This is a genomic window from Vibrio sp. 1F279 (assembly GCF_041439815.1).
Classification (GTDB): domain Bacteria; phylum Pseudomonadota; class Gammaproteobacteria; order Enterobacterales; family Vibrionaceae; genus Vibrio; species Vibrio tasmaniensis_A.
Genome location: NZ_JBGOOU010000017.1, coordinates 47,773 through 64,698, shown reverse-complemented (window position 1 = coordinate 64,698; position 16,926 = coordinate 47,773). Strand labels below are relative to the sequence as shown.

General features: G+C 44.3%; 13 protein-coding genes. 8 read left to right on the top strand and 5 right to left on the bottom strand.

Annotated elements, in window-relative coordinates; translation table 11 throughout:
* Positions 1-250: 250 nt before the first annotated feature.
* The gene (locus ACED60_RS13840; RefSeq protein WP_371727785.1) at positions 251-937 is read right to left on the bottom strand and encodes a DUF3306 domain-containing protein; all 687 of its coding nucleotides are present in this window, start codon (positions 935-937) and stop codon (positions 251-253) included.
* Positions 927-1,391, bottom strand: coding sequence for a DUF3305 domain-containing protein (locus ACED60_RS13835; protein WP_009846734.1), 465 nt, complete (start codon positions 1,389-1,391; stop codon positions 927-929). The genes ACED60_RS13840 and ACED60_RS13835 overlap by 11 nt, the downstream gene beginning before the upstream one ends.
* 372 nt (positions 1,392-1,763) lie before the next feature.
* On the opposite strand from ACED60_RS13835, the gene fdhD reads away from it, so the two are divergent.
* Entirely contained in the window at positions 1,764-2,585 is an 822-nt protein-coding gene (fdhD, locus tag ACED60_RS13830) for a formate dehydrogenase accessory sulfurtransferase FdhD (RefSeq protein ID WP_009846735.1), read from the top strand.
* Positions 2,586-2,828: 243 nt separating this feature from the next.
* Here fdhD and ACED60_RS13825 read toward each other — a convergent pair whose 3' ends face one another.
* Entirely contained in the window at positions 2,829-4,412 is a 1,584-nt protein-coding gene (locus ACED60_RS13825; protein WP_017103159.1) for an ABC-F family ATPase, read from the bottom strand.
* Positions 4,413-4,863: 451 nt separating this feature from the next.
* Between ACED60_RS13825 and ACED60_RS13820 the strand changes: the two genes are divergently transcribed.
* Together ACED60_RS13820 and ACED60_RS13815 are read left to right on the top strand one after the other, a co-directional pair.
* Positions 4,864-7,209 carry an ATP-binding protein gene (locus ACED60_RS13820; RefSeq protein ID WP_371727784.1) on the top strand — a complete coding sequence of 782 codons (2,346 nt, stop codon included), beginning with the start codon at positions 4,864-4,866 and terminating at the stop codon, positions 7,207-7,209.
* A gap of 1 nt (position 7,210) precedes the next feature.
* On the top strand, positions 7,211-8,098 hold the full coding sequence (locus ACED60_RS13815) for a mechanosensitive ion channel family protein (RefSeq protein ID WP_009846738.1): 888 nt from the start codon (positions 7,211-7,213) through the stop codon (positions 8,096-8,098).
* A gap of 131 nt (positions 8,099-8,229) precedes the next feature.
* Here ACED60_RS13815 and ACED60_RS13810 read toward each other — a convergent pair whose 3' ends face one another.
* Positions 8,230-10,257, bottom strand: coding sequence for a cache domain-containing protein (locus tag ACED60_RS13810; protein WP_371727783.1), 2,028 nt, complete (start codon positions 10,255-10,257; stop codon positions 8,230-8,232).
* Entirely contained in the window at positions 10,247-11,710 is a 1,464-nt protein-coding gene (locus ACED60_RS13805; protein ID WP_371695089.1) for a sigma-54-dependent transcriptional regulator, read from the bottom strand. The genes ACED60_RS13810 and ACED60_RS13805 overlap by 11 nt, the downstream gene beginning before the upstream one ends.
* 303 nt (positions 11,711-12,013) lie before the next feature.
* Between ACED60_RS13805 and ACED60_RS13800 the strand changes: the two genes are divergently transcribed.
* The 5 genes from ACED60_RS13800 to ACED60_RS13780 all read left to right on the top strand — a co-directional run bounded on the left by ACED60_RS13800 (position 12,014) and on the right by ACED60_RS13780 (position 16,905).
* Positions 12,014-12,820, top strand: a complete 807-nt coding sequence (locus ACED60_RS13800) for a substrate-binding domain-containing protein (RefSeq protein WP_009846741.1) — start codon at positions 12,014-12,016, stop codon at positions 12,818-12,820.
* A gap of 277 nt (positions 12,821-13,097) precedes the next feature.
* Complete coding sequence (locus ACED60_RS13795) at positions 13,098-13,796, top strand: ABC transporter permease (RefSeq protein ID WP_009846742.1); 699 nt, start codon at positions 13,098-13,100, stop codon at positions 13,794-13,796.
* 10 nt (positions 13,797-13,806) lie between these two features.
* Positions 13,807-14,526, top strand: coding sequence for an energy-coupling factor ABC transporter ATP-binding protein (locus tag ACED60_RS13790; RefSeq protein ID WP_009846743.1), 720 nt, complete (start codon positions 13,807-13,809; stop codon positions 14,524-14,526).
* Positions 14,504-15,088, top strand: coding sequence for a molybdenum cofactor guanylyltransferase MobA (gene mobA / locus ACED60_RS13785; RefSeq protein ID WP_004733776.1), 585 nt, complete (start codon positions 14,504-14,506; stop codon positions 15,086-15,088). Before ACED60_RS13790 ends, mobA begins: the two co-directional genes overlap by 23 nt.
* Positions 15,088-16,905: a bifunctional molybdopterin-guanine dinucleotide biosynthesis adaptor protein MobB/molybdopterin molybdotransferase MoeA gene (locus ACED60_RS13780; RefSeq protein WP_371727782.1), complete on the top strand. Its 1,818-nt coding sequence runs from the start codon at positions 15,088-15,090 to the stop codon at positions 16,903-16,905. The genes mobA and ACED60_RS13780 overlap by 1 nt, the downstream gene beginning before the upstream one ends.
* Positions 16,906-16,926 lie beyond the last annotated feature (21 nt).

Sequence of the window (16,926 nt, the reverse complement as noted above, 5' to 3'; positions counted from 1 at the left end):
AGCGATAGAGAACTTGCTGAGTAATCCGTTAACAACTAACTCTTTAGCTAGTGTGCCATTCGTTAGACCCTGAACTCGTCTATCTACAAAAAAGTTGATAATGAACGTTATTTAGCAAATGCCATGCCAATTTAATAAGTGTTATATATCAGTGGTTTAATGGTTTATAGCGTTTATTGTGCGTATAAAAAAACCGCTTGGGACATTTTGTCGCAAGCGGTTCATTGAGTGTTTAGTCAAAATGTACCTATTATTTGTGTGGTATATTTTGTCCCATCTCTGTCAGGTCAGCTTCGTCTGACATTGTAGCGTCATTATCTGACACTGTGTTTTTATACAGTTCCTTTTCTTCCCCCGCAATTTCGTCACTTTCACTGAATTCTGACTCGGTCTCTTCGGCTTCATTAATAGAGTCATCAACCTCATCAATCAAAGTTTCTTCTTCATTATCAGCGGCTTGTTCAGGTTCGTTTACTGTGTCTTCTTCTGTCTTGTCTTTTACCCAATCGCGAAGAGTTTCTGCAACTCCTTCAGACAGAGACTTCAAATTGCTGTAATCGTCGTCGTAATCATCTAAACCATCACGAACGTTGAACTCTTCTGAGAGGAATAGTTTACGCAATGCGGCTTTTTTTACGCTTTCTGAAGCTTCTGATACCAATAATTGAGCAACAGACAAGTCTTCAGTGGCTTCTGGTGCGGGATCTTGAACGTCAGCAACATGAACGTCTTCATTGGTTTCTGAAGCTTCACTTTCTAAAGACTGAGGCGCTGCTGCTTCCATTTCAAACGAAAGATCAGCAGGCGAAATCTCAGAAGTTGAAGAATCAGAGGGAGTGAGTGCTGGTACTTCCAATGTTTGCTCTACTTCCAAAGGTTCGTCAGTGGATTCATCAAGCTTTCGTTGAGACCAACGGCTAAAGAAGTTAGTTGCCATTTGATCTTCCCGCGCCTTTGCGTTTCTTACGTCTTGTTTCTAATAACTCGCCATGACGACCGATGAACGCTTCCATCCAAGCCTGTACGGGCAAAGGAATGTCGTAGGAAAGTACTTGGTTGTCACCGTCCATGTATTGCCCTGCAACGGTTTGTGAGGCAGTAAGTAACTGAATGACGGGCTTAACATCAGAATCGACATTATCCATTACTAAGAAAAGCTTAGGTTGCTGAGAGCTTAGGTTGAATCGATAGTCTGTACGTTCATCTTTATGTAATTGAAGTAAACAAACGTCTGGGGCGTCATCTTCTGGTGACAATTCAAACCCCTTCAATTCCCATTGAGTGGTTACCCAGATACCTGTTTTGATCTCTTTCTCTATTCTTTGGACACCTATTGGCCAAGCTGCTTCTGTTTTTTCGTATTGTTCTTTGAATTCTTTTATCTCAGACATACTTCACCCAATTGATTTTCTTTGGCCTGAATGTGCTTAGGACATTTTGTACTTAGCTCAATCATATAAGCGCTATAAAGCAATAAACACGCCAATACATGTTAACTTTTACCATCTTACATGATGACTTTCGTTATTGAGTCGTATCTATAACCGTAGTCGATACACGTAAATTCAGACAACTCCACTCGGTGAACTCTCATATTTTGCGCTATTTTAATCGAATGCTTCATGTTTTCCTGAATACCCGTTATTTTGGAATAAGATTTGCTTTAAGCATGAGTTAAAGAATCGATGAACAAGATCGGCGTTAGACCCTCTTGTTAACTTCTTATCTCTTAAAATCGCTATCTCATTAAGTAGGACGTGACTGTGGTAAAACCAAACATAATAAAAACTAGTGAAAACCCACTTCAAACAATCGAAGTTGAAGTGTTTGATGAATATGGTGAGAAGCTAACCAAACAGATCGCTTGCGAACGCCCTCTTACCGTCATGTTGAACTGGAAAGAGATCGTAACCCTGATGACGCTCGGCTCACGCCCTGAATCCTTAGTCTTGGGGTATTTGAAGAACCAAAGCTTCCTTTCTGACCCTGAAGCAGTTGAATCTATCATCATCGATTGGGAAACCAGCTCTGCAGCGGTCATTACCAATGAAGATACGAGCCAGCTTGAGCAAGCGCTTAAGAAGAAGACGGTGACCTCTGGCTGTGGTCAGGGCACTATGTTTGGTAACGTGATGAAGCAGTTGGAAGATTACCAAGTGCCTCAGACCAAGATTAAGCAATCTGAAATTTACACGGCTTTAGAAGCACTGACCCATTACAACGACACCTACAAGAAAGCTGGCGCGGTACATGGTTGCGCAGTTTGCAAAGATGACAAGGTTCTATCGTTTGTTGAAGATGTTGGCCGTCACAATGCAGTAGATACGTTGGCTGGTGAGATGTGGCTTAACAAAGAGTCTGGTGAAGATAAGATTTTTTACACTACTGGCCGCCTGACTTCTGAAATGGTCATCAAAGTGGCGCAGATGGGTATTCCTGTTCTGTTATCACGTTCAGGCGTAACGCAAATGGGTTTAGATTTGGCTCAGCAATTTGGTATCACAACCATTGCTCGCGCTAAAGGCCTGCGTTTCCAAGTGTTCACTGGCGCAGAGAAGATTGAATTTGATGTGAAAGGTGAATAATCAGCAGTCGGAAAAAAGCGTAAGTTCGATTGGTGATTCACTAACCGCTTCTAATTGTAAAGTTCTGATGTAAAGAGTTAGTGACCCATCAAGGATAGATACATAGAAACTTAGCTAGACACAAGATACAAAAACGCCGTCATGCTTTTCAGTATGACGGCGTTTTCAATTTTTAATTTTCGGTTTATAGCTGATAGCTTAATTTCCAACGCATTGAGTTGAAAACTAAGGCTAACTTAAAGCTTAGCCGCGTGCTTTCAATAATTCTGCGTAAGTACCGCGGAAATCGTTGATTTTGCCATCTTTGATTTCAAGGATACGAGTTGCAAGCGAGTCTACGAACACACGGTCGTGAGATACGAAGAACAATGTGCCTTTGTAGTTCTCAAGAGCCAAGTTAAGCGCTTCGATAGATTCCATATCCATGTGGTTCGTTGGTTCATCCATAAGCAGGATGTTTGGCTTGTGCATCATGATCTTACCAAGAAGCATACGACCTTGTTCACCACCAGAGATAACCTTTACAGATTTCTTAATGTCGTCTTGACCAAACAACATGCGACCTAGGAAGCCACGAACAACTTGCTCGTCTTCGCCTTCTTGGCGCCATTGGCTCATCCAATCAAACAAGTTCATGTCTGTCTCGAAATCGTGTGCGTGATCTTGAGCGTAGTAACCGATGTTTGAGTTTTCAGACCACTTGTACTCACCAGTACGTGGCTCAAGAGCGCCAGCTAGTGTGTTAAGTAGCGTTGTTTTACCCACACCGTTCTCACCGATGATAGCAACACGCTCACCTACTTCAAAAATACCGTCGAACTTGTTGTATAGGTCTTCTTCAAAACCTTGAGATAGGTTTTCAACCACAAGTGCGTTACGGAATAGCTCTTTAGACTGTTCGAAACGGATGAATGGGTTTTGACGGCTAGATGCTTTAACTTCGTCTAGTTGAATCTTATCGATCTGCTTAGCACGAGACGTTGCTTGCTTCGCTTTAGATGCGTTAGCAGAGAAACGAGATACGAACGTTTGAAGTTCAGCAATTTGTGCTTTCTTCTTAGCGTTGTCAGACAGTAGACGCTCACGAGCTTGAGTCGCAGCTGTCATGTACTCATCGTAGTTACCAGGGAATAGACGAAGTTCGCCGTAATCAAGGTCAGCCATGTGTGTACAAACAGAGTTTAGGAAGTGACGGTCGTGCGAAATGATGATCATTGTGCAGTTACGTTGGTTTAGCGTATCTTCCAACCACTTGATGGTGTCCATGTCCAGGTTGTTCGTTGGTTCGTCAAGAAGCATGATATGCGGGTCTGCAAACAGTACTTGAGACAATAGAACACGAAGTTTCCAACCTGGTGCTACTTCGCTCATTAGACCGAAGTGCATAGATTCTTCAATACCTACCGCAAGAAGAAGCTCACCCGCTTTCGCTTCTGCCATGTAACCGTCCATTTCAGCGAACTGAACTTCAAGATCAGCTACCTTCATGCCGTCTTCTTCGCTCATTTCAGGCAAAGAGTAAATGCGGTCACGCTCTTGCTTAATAGCCCAAAGCTCTTTGTGACCCATGATAACCGTGTCGATTACCGTGAATTCTTCGTAAGCAAATTGGTCTTGGTTTAGTTTAGCTACGCGCTCGTTTGGATCGTAGCTTACGTTACCAGCACTTGGCTCAAGTTCACCAGATAGGATCTTCATGAACGTCGATTTACCACAGCCATTCGCGCCGATTAAACCGTAGCGGTTGCCTTCGCCGAACTTAACTGAAATATTTTCGAAAAGTGGCTTAGCGCCGAATTGTTGGGTGATATTTGCTGTGGAGATCAATGCCGTTACCTTTTTAATGTGAAAAACGCCGCAACGTTACTTGTTCGGGGCTTTAACTGCAAGTCTTGATTGCAATTACCCGCTATTAAGTGAGTGATAACCCAACCAAATCATAGTTTGAGCTGACTCACACTTTTGATTTTCTATTTATCGACGAAAAGCCGCTGATTTTCAGGGAAAACAAAATATCAAACGGCGCCCTAAAATGGGAGAGATATAACGTCCCAAATCATGCCGACCATTGAATATATCGTATGCTGATCAGTTACAGTAAAACCAACCCGATCAAAGCAGGCACAGACATAGCCAAGACTAGCCTAATCCCTGACAATTTCATGACAAAATCGATCGAAACAGGAATAAAGTACTCGCCCCCGATACGGGGTTGGATTTCACAAAGTAAGATTATCTAACTATAGTAATCCTAACCTCATAATTCTAAGAGACTTTTATGCGTTCACTATCGCGCTTCTTACTCCTCACTTTAGCCATTCTCTCATGGCCTAGTCATGCCAACTTGGAATATGACTTACAATCTCAGCCGCAGGTATCCGATTCTGCTGTTGAGCTCGATGCTCGAATTGATTCGTTACCCGATCCCCTCTTTATGGAGCCGTCGGACCGACGCCAAGTCAATATCTTGTTAGCTGAAGTTCTGCGAGTTCAAAAGCAGGAAATCAAAATCTTCGAGCAACAGATAAAAGCTTATAGAGATAACAACGACGTCGATCAATGGTTTGAGGTTCAAACCAGTTACGTCACTTTGAATAGCTTAAACGTCAGTAAACAACATCTTTTAGAACAGACGAACTCTGCGAACAAAGAGCGCTTAACCGGTTTTGGCCCTTATGGTGTTACCCAGTTTAAGCAAGAATGGGAATTAACTAAGCTCAATATTGAGTATCTTGCATACTTCCAAATCCGAAGCTTCAAGGCGTTAGTTAACGATATCTTTATTTCGCCCGTGCCTGTGATTGGTGCGTCGTTAAAAGTGTTGTTCATCTATTTCGGTTTAGTGTGGTGGCTTGCTAACAGCACTCGCTTAATTGAGTTGTTTCGAATTAACTTTCTTGAAGCGAAGACGAATCCTCCTTTCTTGGTTCGTGTCATTTGGTACATCAGCCGCGCTGAAAGTGCGATTGCTTGGCTAATTGCCATCACATTGTCATTGAGAGTGCTTTCTAGTATCCCTAGTCTGCAACATTTGATTTTCCTTGAGATCTTCACGTGGTGGATTCTAGGTGGTTCGATTGCCATCAGTTTTATTTTGGAATTTGCCTACCGTTTGGGTCGTACATCCAATCAAGAAGTGATCGCGCTGCGACTATCGACTATCCGTCGTTACGTGTGGAGCTTCATTGTGGCGGGGGTGATTCTGCAAATATCAAGTATTACGCTAGGCAAAGGCACGATTTATAGTTGGATATATAGCGCCCTGTTTTTCTGGTTTGTATTGGTTACGGTTTCAGTGCTCAGGTTATGGAGAGCGAAGGTCTTCGATACACTTCAACACATCTCTGATCGTCCGGTATGGGTTAATTGGGCGGTAAACCGTAAGGATACGTTGTTACTTAATATATTGGCGACAGCCATTGGTATCGTGTGGCTGAGCGTTTACAACTTCCAACACCGCATAATGGCCTTGCTATCTAATTACACGCTGTTTAGCCAAGCTTTGGCGTATCTGTTTAGAATCGAAGTGGCTAAGCAGTCAGATCTTGATAAGAATCAGCAAAACTTGGTTCGAATCAAAGGCGATCAAACGTATGAATACATTCTGCCGGGTAATATAGACAGCACGTTAATTGACTATGCCGGTGACGAGGTTAAGCAACTGTCTCGCTACTTGATGTCAGACAGCCCGGCTATCTGTATTGTTTCAGGCGAGCGTGGTGTGGGCGCGACAACGCTGCTTTATACTTTGCTGCACAAAGTATCTAACGCTGAGCCCGTATATGTAAGCTGCCCTTACGCGGGTTACCAAGAGCTCTTAGCGCACTTAGCCGTGAGCATTGGCTTGGAAGAAGAAGCAACTGAAATTCAAATATTAGCGCACCTTCGTAAGAGCAATACCACTTACCTTATCGCGATTGATAACGCTCAACGACTGGTGAAACCAATGGTTGGCGGTCTGTCTGATTTGATTCGTTTGACCAACCTTCTGCGTCGTTCTAAAAAGAACCACCGTGTCGTGATATCGATCGCCAAATCAAGTTGGCGATTTGTGGATAGAGCGCGTGGTGAGCGTCTGTTGTTTGATTTGGTGTGCTTCCTTCCGCGTTGGACAGAGAAACAAGTGGGTGAACTTCTAAATAGCCGTATCAATACGGAGCTTGAGAAGCCGTTGTCTTTTGATGGCTTAGTGGTCCCTAAGCAATGGGACCAAGATGATATGAGTGAAGAAGAACGTGCACGCCAAGGTTTCTATCGAATTTTGTGGCACTACTCTGATGGCAACCCTACCGTTGCGCTGCGTTTCTTCCGACTCTCTTTGAACCGAAATAAAGAGACAGATCAAGCGGTAGTACGTTTATTCCATGTCCCTGAAGCGCAGGAACTAGAGAATATGCCGAAACCTATGTTGGCTGTACTTCGTTCTATTGTACAACTGGAAATCGCTTCTCCGGAAGTGTTGTCTGAATGTACACAGCTGAGCACGGCAGAGATAACGGGGATTCTACGTTACTTTGAAAGTCGTGGTTATATTGGTTGGCATGAAGAAAAGGCTCGAATTTCCGAGCACTGGTTCCGCCACATTACTAACGTTCTTGATCGTCAACATCTACTGGTGAAGTAAAATGAAGAAGTTATTTATCCTACTATTTGTTGGCTTGGCAAGTGCTGTCAGTTTCCCGACCTTTGCGACGGAAGAGTTAGCTAACGTAGAAAACATCTCTAAGATAGCGAGCTTGGTGCGATGGAGCGGCGTGTTCTTCTCCATGATCGTTATTGCCGCAATGTGGTTGTTGCTTAAGTTCATCAATTCGTTAGTGACCAGTTTTGGTAGTCAGTTCGTGCAATATCGAATGCTGCTACAAAAACTGCAATCGTTTACTCAGTTCTTTATCTACGTGAGCACCGGTCTTATCGTGTTCATGATGAGCTTTAGAATCAACGACCAAATTTTAGCTTTGATTGGTGGTACGCTCGCCGTGTCGGTCGGCTTTGCGCTAAAAGACTTGGCAGCATCATTTATCGCCGGCATCACTGTGATGATTGACAGACCCTTTCAGGTTGGTGACCGTGTCACGTTCGAAGGCAACTACGGCGACATCATCACCATTGGTTTACGTTCGGTACGAATGAGAACCCTGAACGATGACATCATTACTATTCCGAACAACAAGTTCTTAAATGAAGTGACCACCAGTGGTAACTATGGCGCATTGGACATGCAAGTGGTGATTCCGTTTTACGTCGGTATGAATGAAGACATCACCCTAGCCCGCGACCTGATTCAAGAAGCCGCGTCTTCAAGTCGTTACATACACTTACCAAAGCCTGTAACGGTTCTGGTTAAACAGACGATTACCGACAACTACCTAGCGATACAGTTGACGTGTAAGGCTTATGTGGTGGACACCGCGTATGAGAAATTGTTTGAAACCGACATTACCCTGCGTGTGATGAAAGAGTTTAAGAAGCACAACATCAACCCACCGAAGATTTCAGTGGCAGCGCATTAGGCTTTTCATATTTTAGACGCTTGTAATTGTTCGACATGGCTTGTAATTGTTTGAAATAACGGGCCATAAATAAAAACACCTCCGAACTTATCTTAAGTGCGGAGGTGTTTTTCTATTCGCGTTATGAACGATTAAAGGTTAGACACTAATAACTGGGGTGTGGCTTTTTGCTGAAGATAGATACTAAAGCGACTTCCTTTACCGACTTCGGATTCAACTCGTATTTCGCCGCCCGTTTGGCTCAAAATACTTTGAGAAACGGACAAACCTAAGCCTGTACCGTCTCTTTTGGTGGTATAGAAAGGCGAGAAAATACGTTTCAGTTGTTCTTCCTTAATACCACAGCCCTCATCTTCAACATGAACGATCGCACCATGAGATACACCGTTTTCCACCCAGTCTTCACTTGAGAGAGTCAATGTGCCCTGTCCGTCCATCGCGTGAATCGCGTTCATTTGCAGGTTAACTAGAATTTGCAGCAATTGGTTTCGGTTCACTTCGACTGAGGTTTTAGCATTCAACTGCGAGACATACACAATGCCTTTCTTTTTTGCGCCTGTTTTTACGAGCGTAATACTTTCATCGACAATTGGATTGATATGTTGCCAAGTGATTTCGTCTTGTACACCACCGTGTCGGCTGTATTGAAGTAAGCTTCGTGTGATGTTTCGGATTCGGTCGATCTGCTCCATAATGGCGTGGACTTCTTCGTCTACACGGGCCACTTCATCGCCGAGTTCAAACTTCATTAGTTCAACATTGCCAAGAATCACCGCCGTTGGGTTATTAATCTCATGGGCAATACCTGCGGTTAACTCACCTAATGCGGCTAATTTCTCGTTGACCACCAGCTTATCTCTAGCTTGGTTGAGAAGCTGGATGTGCAATTCGAGTTCTTCCGTTTTCTCTTTCAAACTGGCGGTACGAGAATGAACCTTACATTCGAGTTCAGACGCAGCTTGTTGAATCTCTTGATTACGCTCGTGGAGCAGATCTAACATTTTGTCGAACTGTTTCGCAAGCAACGTAAGTTCGTGTTGATCATCCAAACCCAACGTACCGATTCGCTTGTCTTGGCCCATTTGGACGAGCTTTACGACTTTATGGATGCGTTCAATTGGGTTGAAAAGATCGCGTGCACCACGGTGTACGATCAAACCTGAAGCTAACAGCAGCAGTATGATGGTGATGCTGATTTCACCAAGGTTAGTCAGATACGTCTCTACGAGTGGCCAGATTAGATAGCCGGTATAAAGCATGCCAATAACGTTATCAAACTGGTCGTGGATTGGTTGGTAAGCGGTGATGTACCAAGCGTCGTAGACATATGCTCGGTCTAACCACTTTTGCCCTTGATTCAATACTTTTGAATGAACCTCATGAGAAACGCGAGTACCAATTGCGCGCCCTGCACTGTCTTCACTGCTTAATGGCACATTAGTGCTGACACGTAGATCATCAAGGAATACGGTAACCGTGCCAATGCGGCGATTAAAACCATCACGTTGTGGATAGATCAAATTGCTGATCTGATCAACTAACTGTGTGCTGTTATTAAGGAGGATCCCGCCATCAAGAAAACCAATAACCTGATCATTCTTGTCTCGAATTGACACAACGGTCCGGCTAACTAAACCCCGAGTTTCAACGTTTTGATTATTGAGCATTGGGACTTCGGCTTGCTTTGCAAGGTTTTGGTCTAACTCGTTGAGTTCATTTTGGCTCAATACACTAAAGAACGATTCTTTGCGTGTCAGCTCGAGGTATTCACGCTTTTTCCCCATGCTCTCAACACTTCTCCAGCGTAAAAAGTCGAGCTCATAGCGAGATTTGTTTTCAGAAACCCAGCGAGTGAGCTCTTCCTTTGAAATATCACTCGTAAGTTTGATTCGGAAGTTGTAAGACTCAGCAAATGCTTGAACGTTATAGGCTTGTTGGTTCTGAATTAGATGGATACTGTTGTCAGCAACATCCAAACGCTCATCGACATCAATCAGAGCACCCTGCCACGTGTAATGTACTGACCAATACAGTGTTATAGCGACAAGCGCACATAAGGTAAGAATGATGGGAGCGGATGTTAGAAATAGCAGGCGATAACGCACCATGGTTTTGAACCGGAACGTCCACTTTGACCACCAATGACGTCTAATCGGCATATTCAGAGCCTTCTGTGTTCCAATCTTTATATTTACGCTCTAGCGTTTTCCGTGCAACGCCGAGGTCTCTTGCAGCTGCGGATTTATTACCATCATAAAAACTCACCAGTTGCTCGATGTGAGATTTTTCTACTTCTTTGAGTGTCCAAGTGTTGGGGTAACCTTCTGCAGCGTCTACGTTATTCAAGTTTGGTATTTCCGCTCCATGTGACACCGTCACTGAAATGCTGGTGGGCGCAGGATCGCCATTAATTTCGCGCCAATAGTGCGCTGGTGGCTTGTCTAAAAGAATGCATCTTTCGACTAGGTTCTTGAGTTCGCGAATATTTCCTGGCCATTCGTATTCATTCATCGCCAAAATGTCTTCATGCGCCCAGTTTGGGACCGGTACACTAAGTTCACTTGCTAAAAGACGAGTGAAATACGGAACAAGCTCAATTAAATCTGATGGACGTTCTCTCAATGGCACAACATCAATTTTAAGGACATTGAGTCGGTAGAATAGATCGCGACGGAAGTGCCCTTTTTCGACCTCTTGTTGAAGGTTTCGGTTAGTCGCCGCCACTACTCGTACGTCAACGGCAATTTCTTTCTCGCTACCGACTGGACGAATAGTGCGTTGCTCTAACACACGCAACAGCGCTGCTTGCATTGGTAGTGGCATTTCACCAATTTCGTCGAGGAACAAGGTGCCACCACTTGCGACTCTGAATAGACCTTCACGGTTTTTCTTCGCGCCGGTAAATGCGCCAGAGGTATGCCCGAATAGTTCACTTTCAAGAAGTTCTGGGGCGATTGCGCCACAGTTGATTGGCACAAATGGGCCTGTGCGTTTACTCGCTTCATGTACACCACGTGCAACTAGCTCTTTACCTGTACCTGACTCACCTTCTATAAGAACGGATGCTCGAGAGGGTGCAAATTGACTGATCAGCAATTTAAGCTGTTTGGTTTTATCTGAGTTACCGATTAACTCGGTCTTGATATGACGGCTAACATCACGCTTCAATGCGTATTGCATTCTTTGATCAAGGCGCTTATCCATACAACGTAGTACAGCTTGTATCATTTGTTCCAAATTGAAAGGTTTAAGAATGAAGTCTGAAGCGCCAAGCTTAAGCGCGGATATGGTCATCTCTAGATCAGCATAGCCAGTCATGAAAATAACATCAGCACGTTTGTCGTTGTCGTTAAAAGCCTCTTCCCACTCAATGCCAGAGCGTCCTGGCAGGTTGATATCAAGAACAATGAGATCAAAATGTTCGCTCGAACGCAGTATTTCAGCTTCTTCAACGGATCCTGCACTCGATACCTTGCCAAAGAACTTACCCAGAGCCTTCTTTAGAATAGCCTGCATCCCGACTTCATCGTCCACGACCAAGACGGAAAACGCTTGATATTGAGTCAATGTGTTTGGGTTGAGGTTCGATGCAGGTGAACTAGGTAAAGACATAATGATTAACCGATGGGGAAAGTTGGGACAGAGTGTACCAATTAACCTTTTGTGCGACAGGGACAATGTGCGACATTTTGTCCTAGCTCATATTTTAATGCATTTTGTTAGCCTAAATGACGCAGTTTTGTTCGATATAACAGCAATTTAATGAAATTTGATGCACTATTTATTGGCATTAAGCTTGCTTATTAGGTGTAGATTCCTAATTACAACAATTAGCGTCTTATGCACATGCCCTTCTTTGAGCCCTTTAAAAATAGAGGCATGTCATTCATTTATAACAGAATGGACATAATAATAATGAAAGCAATTCCCCTAACTATTGCAGCTCTATCTATCGTCAGTTACACGGCTAGCAGCGCGGAAGACACCACTCATATCAAATTGGCGACAACCACAAGTACCTACCACTCAGGCTTACTGGACTACTTATTGCCTGAGTTCGAAAAGGATTCTGGTATTAAGGTTGATGTTCTCGCTGCGGGTACGGGTAAATCACTTCGCATGGGTGAAAACGGTGATGTTGATTTGGTAATGACTCACGCACCAAAAGCTGAAGCGAACTTCGTTGAAAAAGGTTACGGCGTTTTACCTCGTAAGCTGATGTACAACGATTTTGTTATCGTTGGCCCACAAAGCGACCCTGCGAAGATTGAATCTCAAAAAGCAGTAGCTGATGTGTTCAAAGCAATCGCGAACAACAACGTGACGTTTGTTTCTCGTGGGGACGACTCTGGTACTCATAAGAAAGAGATGGGTATTTGGGCGCAAACTAAGATGGAGCCGAACTTTGGCGGCTATCGCAGCGTTGGTCAAGGAATGGGCCCAACTCTGAACATGGCGTCTGAAATGCAAGGCTACACCATGACAGACCGCGGTACTTGGTTAGCTTACCAAAACAAACTTGACCTTAAAGTGTTGTTCCAAGGCGACAAGAACCTATTTAACCCTTACCAAGTGATTCTTGTTAACCCAGAACGCTACCCAAGCATCAATTACCAAGCAGCGAAAGTATTCAGTGATTGGTTGGTTAACCCTAAAGGCCAGAAACTGATCAACGACTTTAAACTGCACGGCAAACAGCTATTTGTTGCAAACGCAGAATAGTTGGTTGCAAGCGCAGAATAGCTTGTTGTAAGAAATGAGTCTTGGGTTGTAAGTAAAGCGTAGCGTTGAAGGTTTAACCCTAACCAATTAGCGCTACGCTTAACTAAACAGTCAACGAGACCACCTAAATAATCACGTTTAAAAACCGTCTTGCTTTAAAGGCATTCACGCTTAGAAACAATCGCTGACCAATACAGGCTCAAATAGTTTGTGTCAGCTATGATTAACATCAGACACTACCGATAAAAGCCTATTATCGATTCAAACGAGATACTTCATGACCCTATGGCAAACAACGATTGATGCAATGAATCTACTGGTGAGTTTTGACCACGAATTGTGGCAAATCGTCGCGGTATCCTTCAGCGTATCTTTGTCCGCCATCTCATTAGTGATTGTTCCTGCAATCCTTATGGCTTTCTTACTGGCTTACACCGAATTCCCCGGTAAATGGGCTCTGCTTTCGGTGATCAACACCTTACAAGCGATACCGACCGTGGTAATTGGCTTGTTGATGTACATGATGCTCTCTCGTTCTGGTCCTTTAGGTGACTGGCAATTACTGTTCACGCAAAAGGCGATGATTCTAGGTCAGATGCTGATCTGTTTCCCTATCCTAGTTGCGATGATGCATGGCGCTCTGCAGGCCAGTGACCGCCGAGCAGTAGAAACAGCGCGCACTCTTGGCGTATCAACAACACGAGTCGCGTGTACCTTGATTTGGGAAACTCGTTTCCCTCTATTGGCTGCAACCATTGCTGCCTTCTCTCGTATCGTCACAGAAGTAGGTTGTTCAATGATGGTGGGTGGCAACATTATGGGGATGACAAGAAACATCCCAACAGCTATCGCCATGGAAAGCCACAAAGGCGCATTCGCTCAAGGCGTCGCCCTCGGTATGGTGTTATTAGCATTGGCATTAGCCCTTAACTTTTTCCTTTCCAGTGTGAGAGGAAAAGGCTATTTAAGAACTTAGGAACGCTGTCATGAGTATAAAAATAACAACGCAGCAAATTTCAATGCGCTACAAAGAGCGTGTTTTGTTCCACATTCCCGAATTGTCGATCGGCCCCAACGATGCCATTTATCTCAAAGGAGACAATGGCGTTGGCAAAACGACCCTACTTAAAATCTTATCAGGATTGATCAAGCCGAGCTCTGGCCGTATTCAGTCTCCGACACAAAGCTGGCAACATAGCCTGTTTCCTCGGTTAAAATTTAAAGACATCATCTATCTCCACCAAACCCCTTACCTTTTTGATGGCTCGGTGTACCAAAATGTCGCTTATGGCATTCGCTTTAATAAAGAGAGTCAAAAAGATAAGCGAGCTCAAATAATTAATGCATTAAGAATGGTAGGTTTAGAAACCTTGGCAGATGAGCACATTTCTGTGTTGTCTGGTGGTGAGCGCCAACGCGTGGCAATGGCCCGTGCTTGGATTCTTAAGCCTTCAATCTTGCTTATGGATGAACCAAGTGCTTCTTTAGACAAAGAATCTATTGAAAGATTGGTGATTATGGCCGAAGATCTTCTTCAGAGAGGCGCGAGTTTGGTCATCACTAGCCACCAAACTAACGCGTTAACCGATTTATGTAAGAAGCAGTGGTGGATCAAGGACAACACTTTGACTGAATCACCGCTTCTGCAAGTTATTAAAAAGAACAAAGCACAAGAGAATATTTATGCTGCTTCCAACGCAAACTAGTTGGGTTATTTTGGCTGGCGGACAAGCCAGCCGCATGGGCGGAAAAGATAAAGGACTCGTTGAGCTCAACGGTTCTCCGCTTATTCAATACGTTATTAACAAGCTGTCACAACAAGATGTCAGCATTACCATCAATGCCAACCGTAACTTAGACAGTTACCAAGCATTTGCACCGGTTGTTTCCGATTCTTTCCCTGACTACCCTGGCCCATTGGGTGGCATTCATGCTGGCCTTAAAAACGCGAGCACAGATTGGGTCGGCTTTGTCCCTTGCGACAGCCCACAAATCAGTGACGACCTTGTTGAGCGTTTTTGTTCTGCAGTAAAAGAAGACAGCGACATTCTTGTCGCGCATGATGGCGAATTTAAGCAACCTGTATTCACCCTATTCCACAAGCGTGTTCTGCCAAAGTTAGAAGCGTTTTTGGAACGTGGTGATCGTAAAATCATCTTGCTATACAAAGAGTGTGTCACCGAATACGTTGATTTCAGCGATTCTCCTAACTGCTTTGTTAATCTCAACACGCCAGAAGAACTCACCCAATTCGGAACGCTTCAATAATGAAAGATTCTAAACAACGCCCTAACCTTCCTTTATTGGGCTTTGCTGCTTATAGCGGTACAGGCAAAACGACCGTACTTGAAGCCCTACTTCCTCTGTTGACTGACGTGGGGTTAAAAGTTGGCGTGTTAAAACATGCTCACCACGATTTTGATGTCGATAAGCCGGGTAAAGACAGTTACCGCTTACGTAAAGCGGGCGCAAATCAAATGCTGATAGCTTCGCGTAACCGTCATGTGATGATGACTGAAACTCCAGAAGCGGAAGCCGATTTTGATTACCTGTTGACTCGCTTTGATACCAACACACTTGATCTGATTTTGGTTGAAGGCTGTAAGAACATTGCTTTCCCTAAAATCGAGCTTCACCGTGATGAAGTGGGTAAACCTTGGTTGTACCAAAACGATGACAACATCATTGCTATTGCTGCTGATAGCCACGTTGAATCTGACTTACCTCAAATGGCGATCAACGACTTAGAAGCGATTCGTGATTTCATCATCGATTACGCGCAGTCCTTTGACCTTTCCTCTACAACAGGCAAAGCAGCGTCATGCTCATCTTCAAAAGACGCAGCGCCCGCGGTGTGTTGTGATTCGTTCTCTCCTGCAGGTTTAACCGTTACTCAAGGTCAGCAAAAGATTGTTGATAGCATTGACGCGCTTGATCTCACAGAGAGTGTTGAATTACTGCAAGGCTACGGTCGTGTGTTAGCTGAAGATGTGATCTCGCCAATCAACGTCCCACAGAATACTAATTCTGCAATGGATGGCTACGCGATTCGTAGTGAAGATCTTGAATTGGATAGCTACAACATTGGTGCTGAAGTTATGGCTGGTCACAGCTACGACAAAACCGTTCAACAAGGTGAAGCTGTTAAGATCATGACGGGTGCACCAATGCCAGATGGCGTTGATGTTGTTGTGATGCGTGAGCAAGCCGTGCAAGATGGCGATAAAGTTAGCTTCCCAGATGCGAAAATCTCAGTTGGACAAAATGTCCGTATGGCCGGTGAAGATTTAGAAATTGGCCAACCTGTCTTTACGCGTGGCACACGCATCGAAGCACCAGAAATGGGTATGATGGCGTCGTTAGGTTTCGGTACCTGCCCTGTTCTGCGTAAAGTGAAGGTGGGTGTGTTCTCAACGGGTGATGAAGTTCAGGCACCGGGCGTTGAGCAAAAGCCAAACTCTATCTACGACTCGAACCGTTTCACGATCATCGGCATGCTTCAAAAGCTAGGTTGCGACATCGTTGATTACGGCATTATCGAAGATGACGAACAAAAGATGATGGATGTACTGCATTCAGCGTCGTTAGAGACCGATATGGTTCTGACGTCTGGTGGCGTGTCTGTTGGTGATGCTGACTACATCAAACTCGCGTTAGATAAGTTGGGTGAGATTAACTTCTGGCGTATCAACATGCGTCCAGGCCGCCCTCTTGCTTACGGCAAAATTGAAGACAAACCTTTCTTCGGTTTACCTGGCAACCCAGTAGCCGTGATGGTGTCGTTCATTAACTTTGTTGAGCCTGCGATCCGCAAGCTACAAGGTCAAACCAACTGGACACCTGTTAAAGCGAATGCGGTAGCGACAGAACAACTGCGCTCACGCCAAGGCCGTACTGAATTCAGTCGTGGTGTGTTTTCGATGAATGAATCAGGCGTGCTTGAAGTGAAAACGACGGGCAAGCAAGGTTCAGGTATTTTGCGTTCAATGAGCGAAGCAAACTGTCTAATCGAGATTTCACCAGCGGTAGACACTGTAAAAGCCGGTGAAACGGTGACGATCATTCCTTTGCAAGGCCGTGTGTAAATAAACAAGATTGTTAGCTTT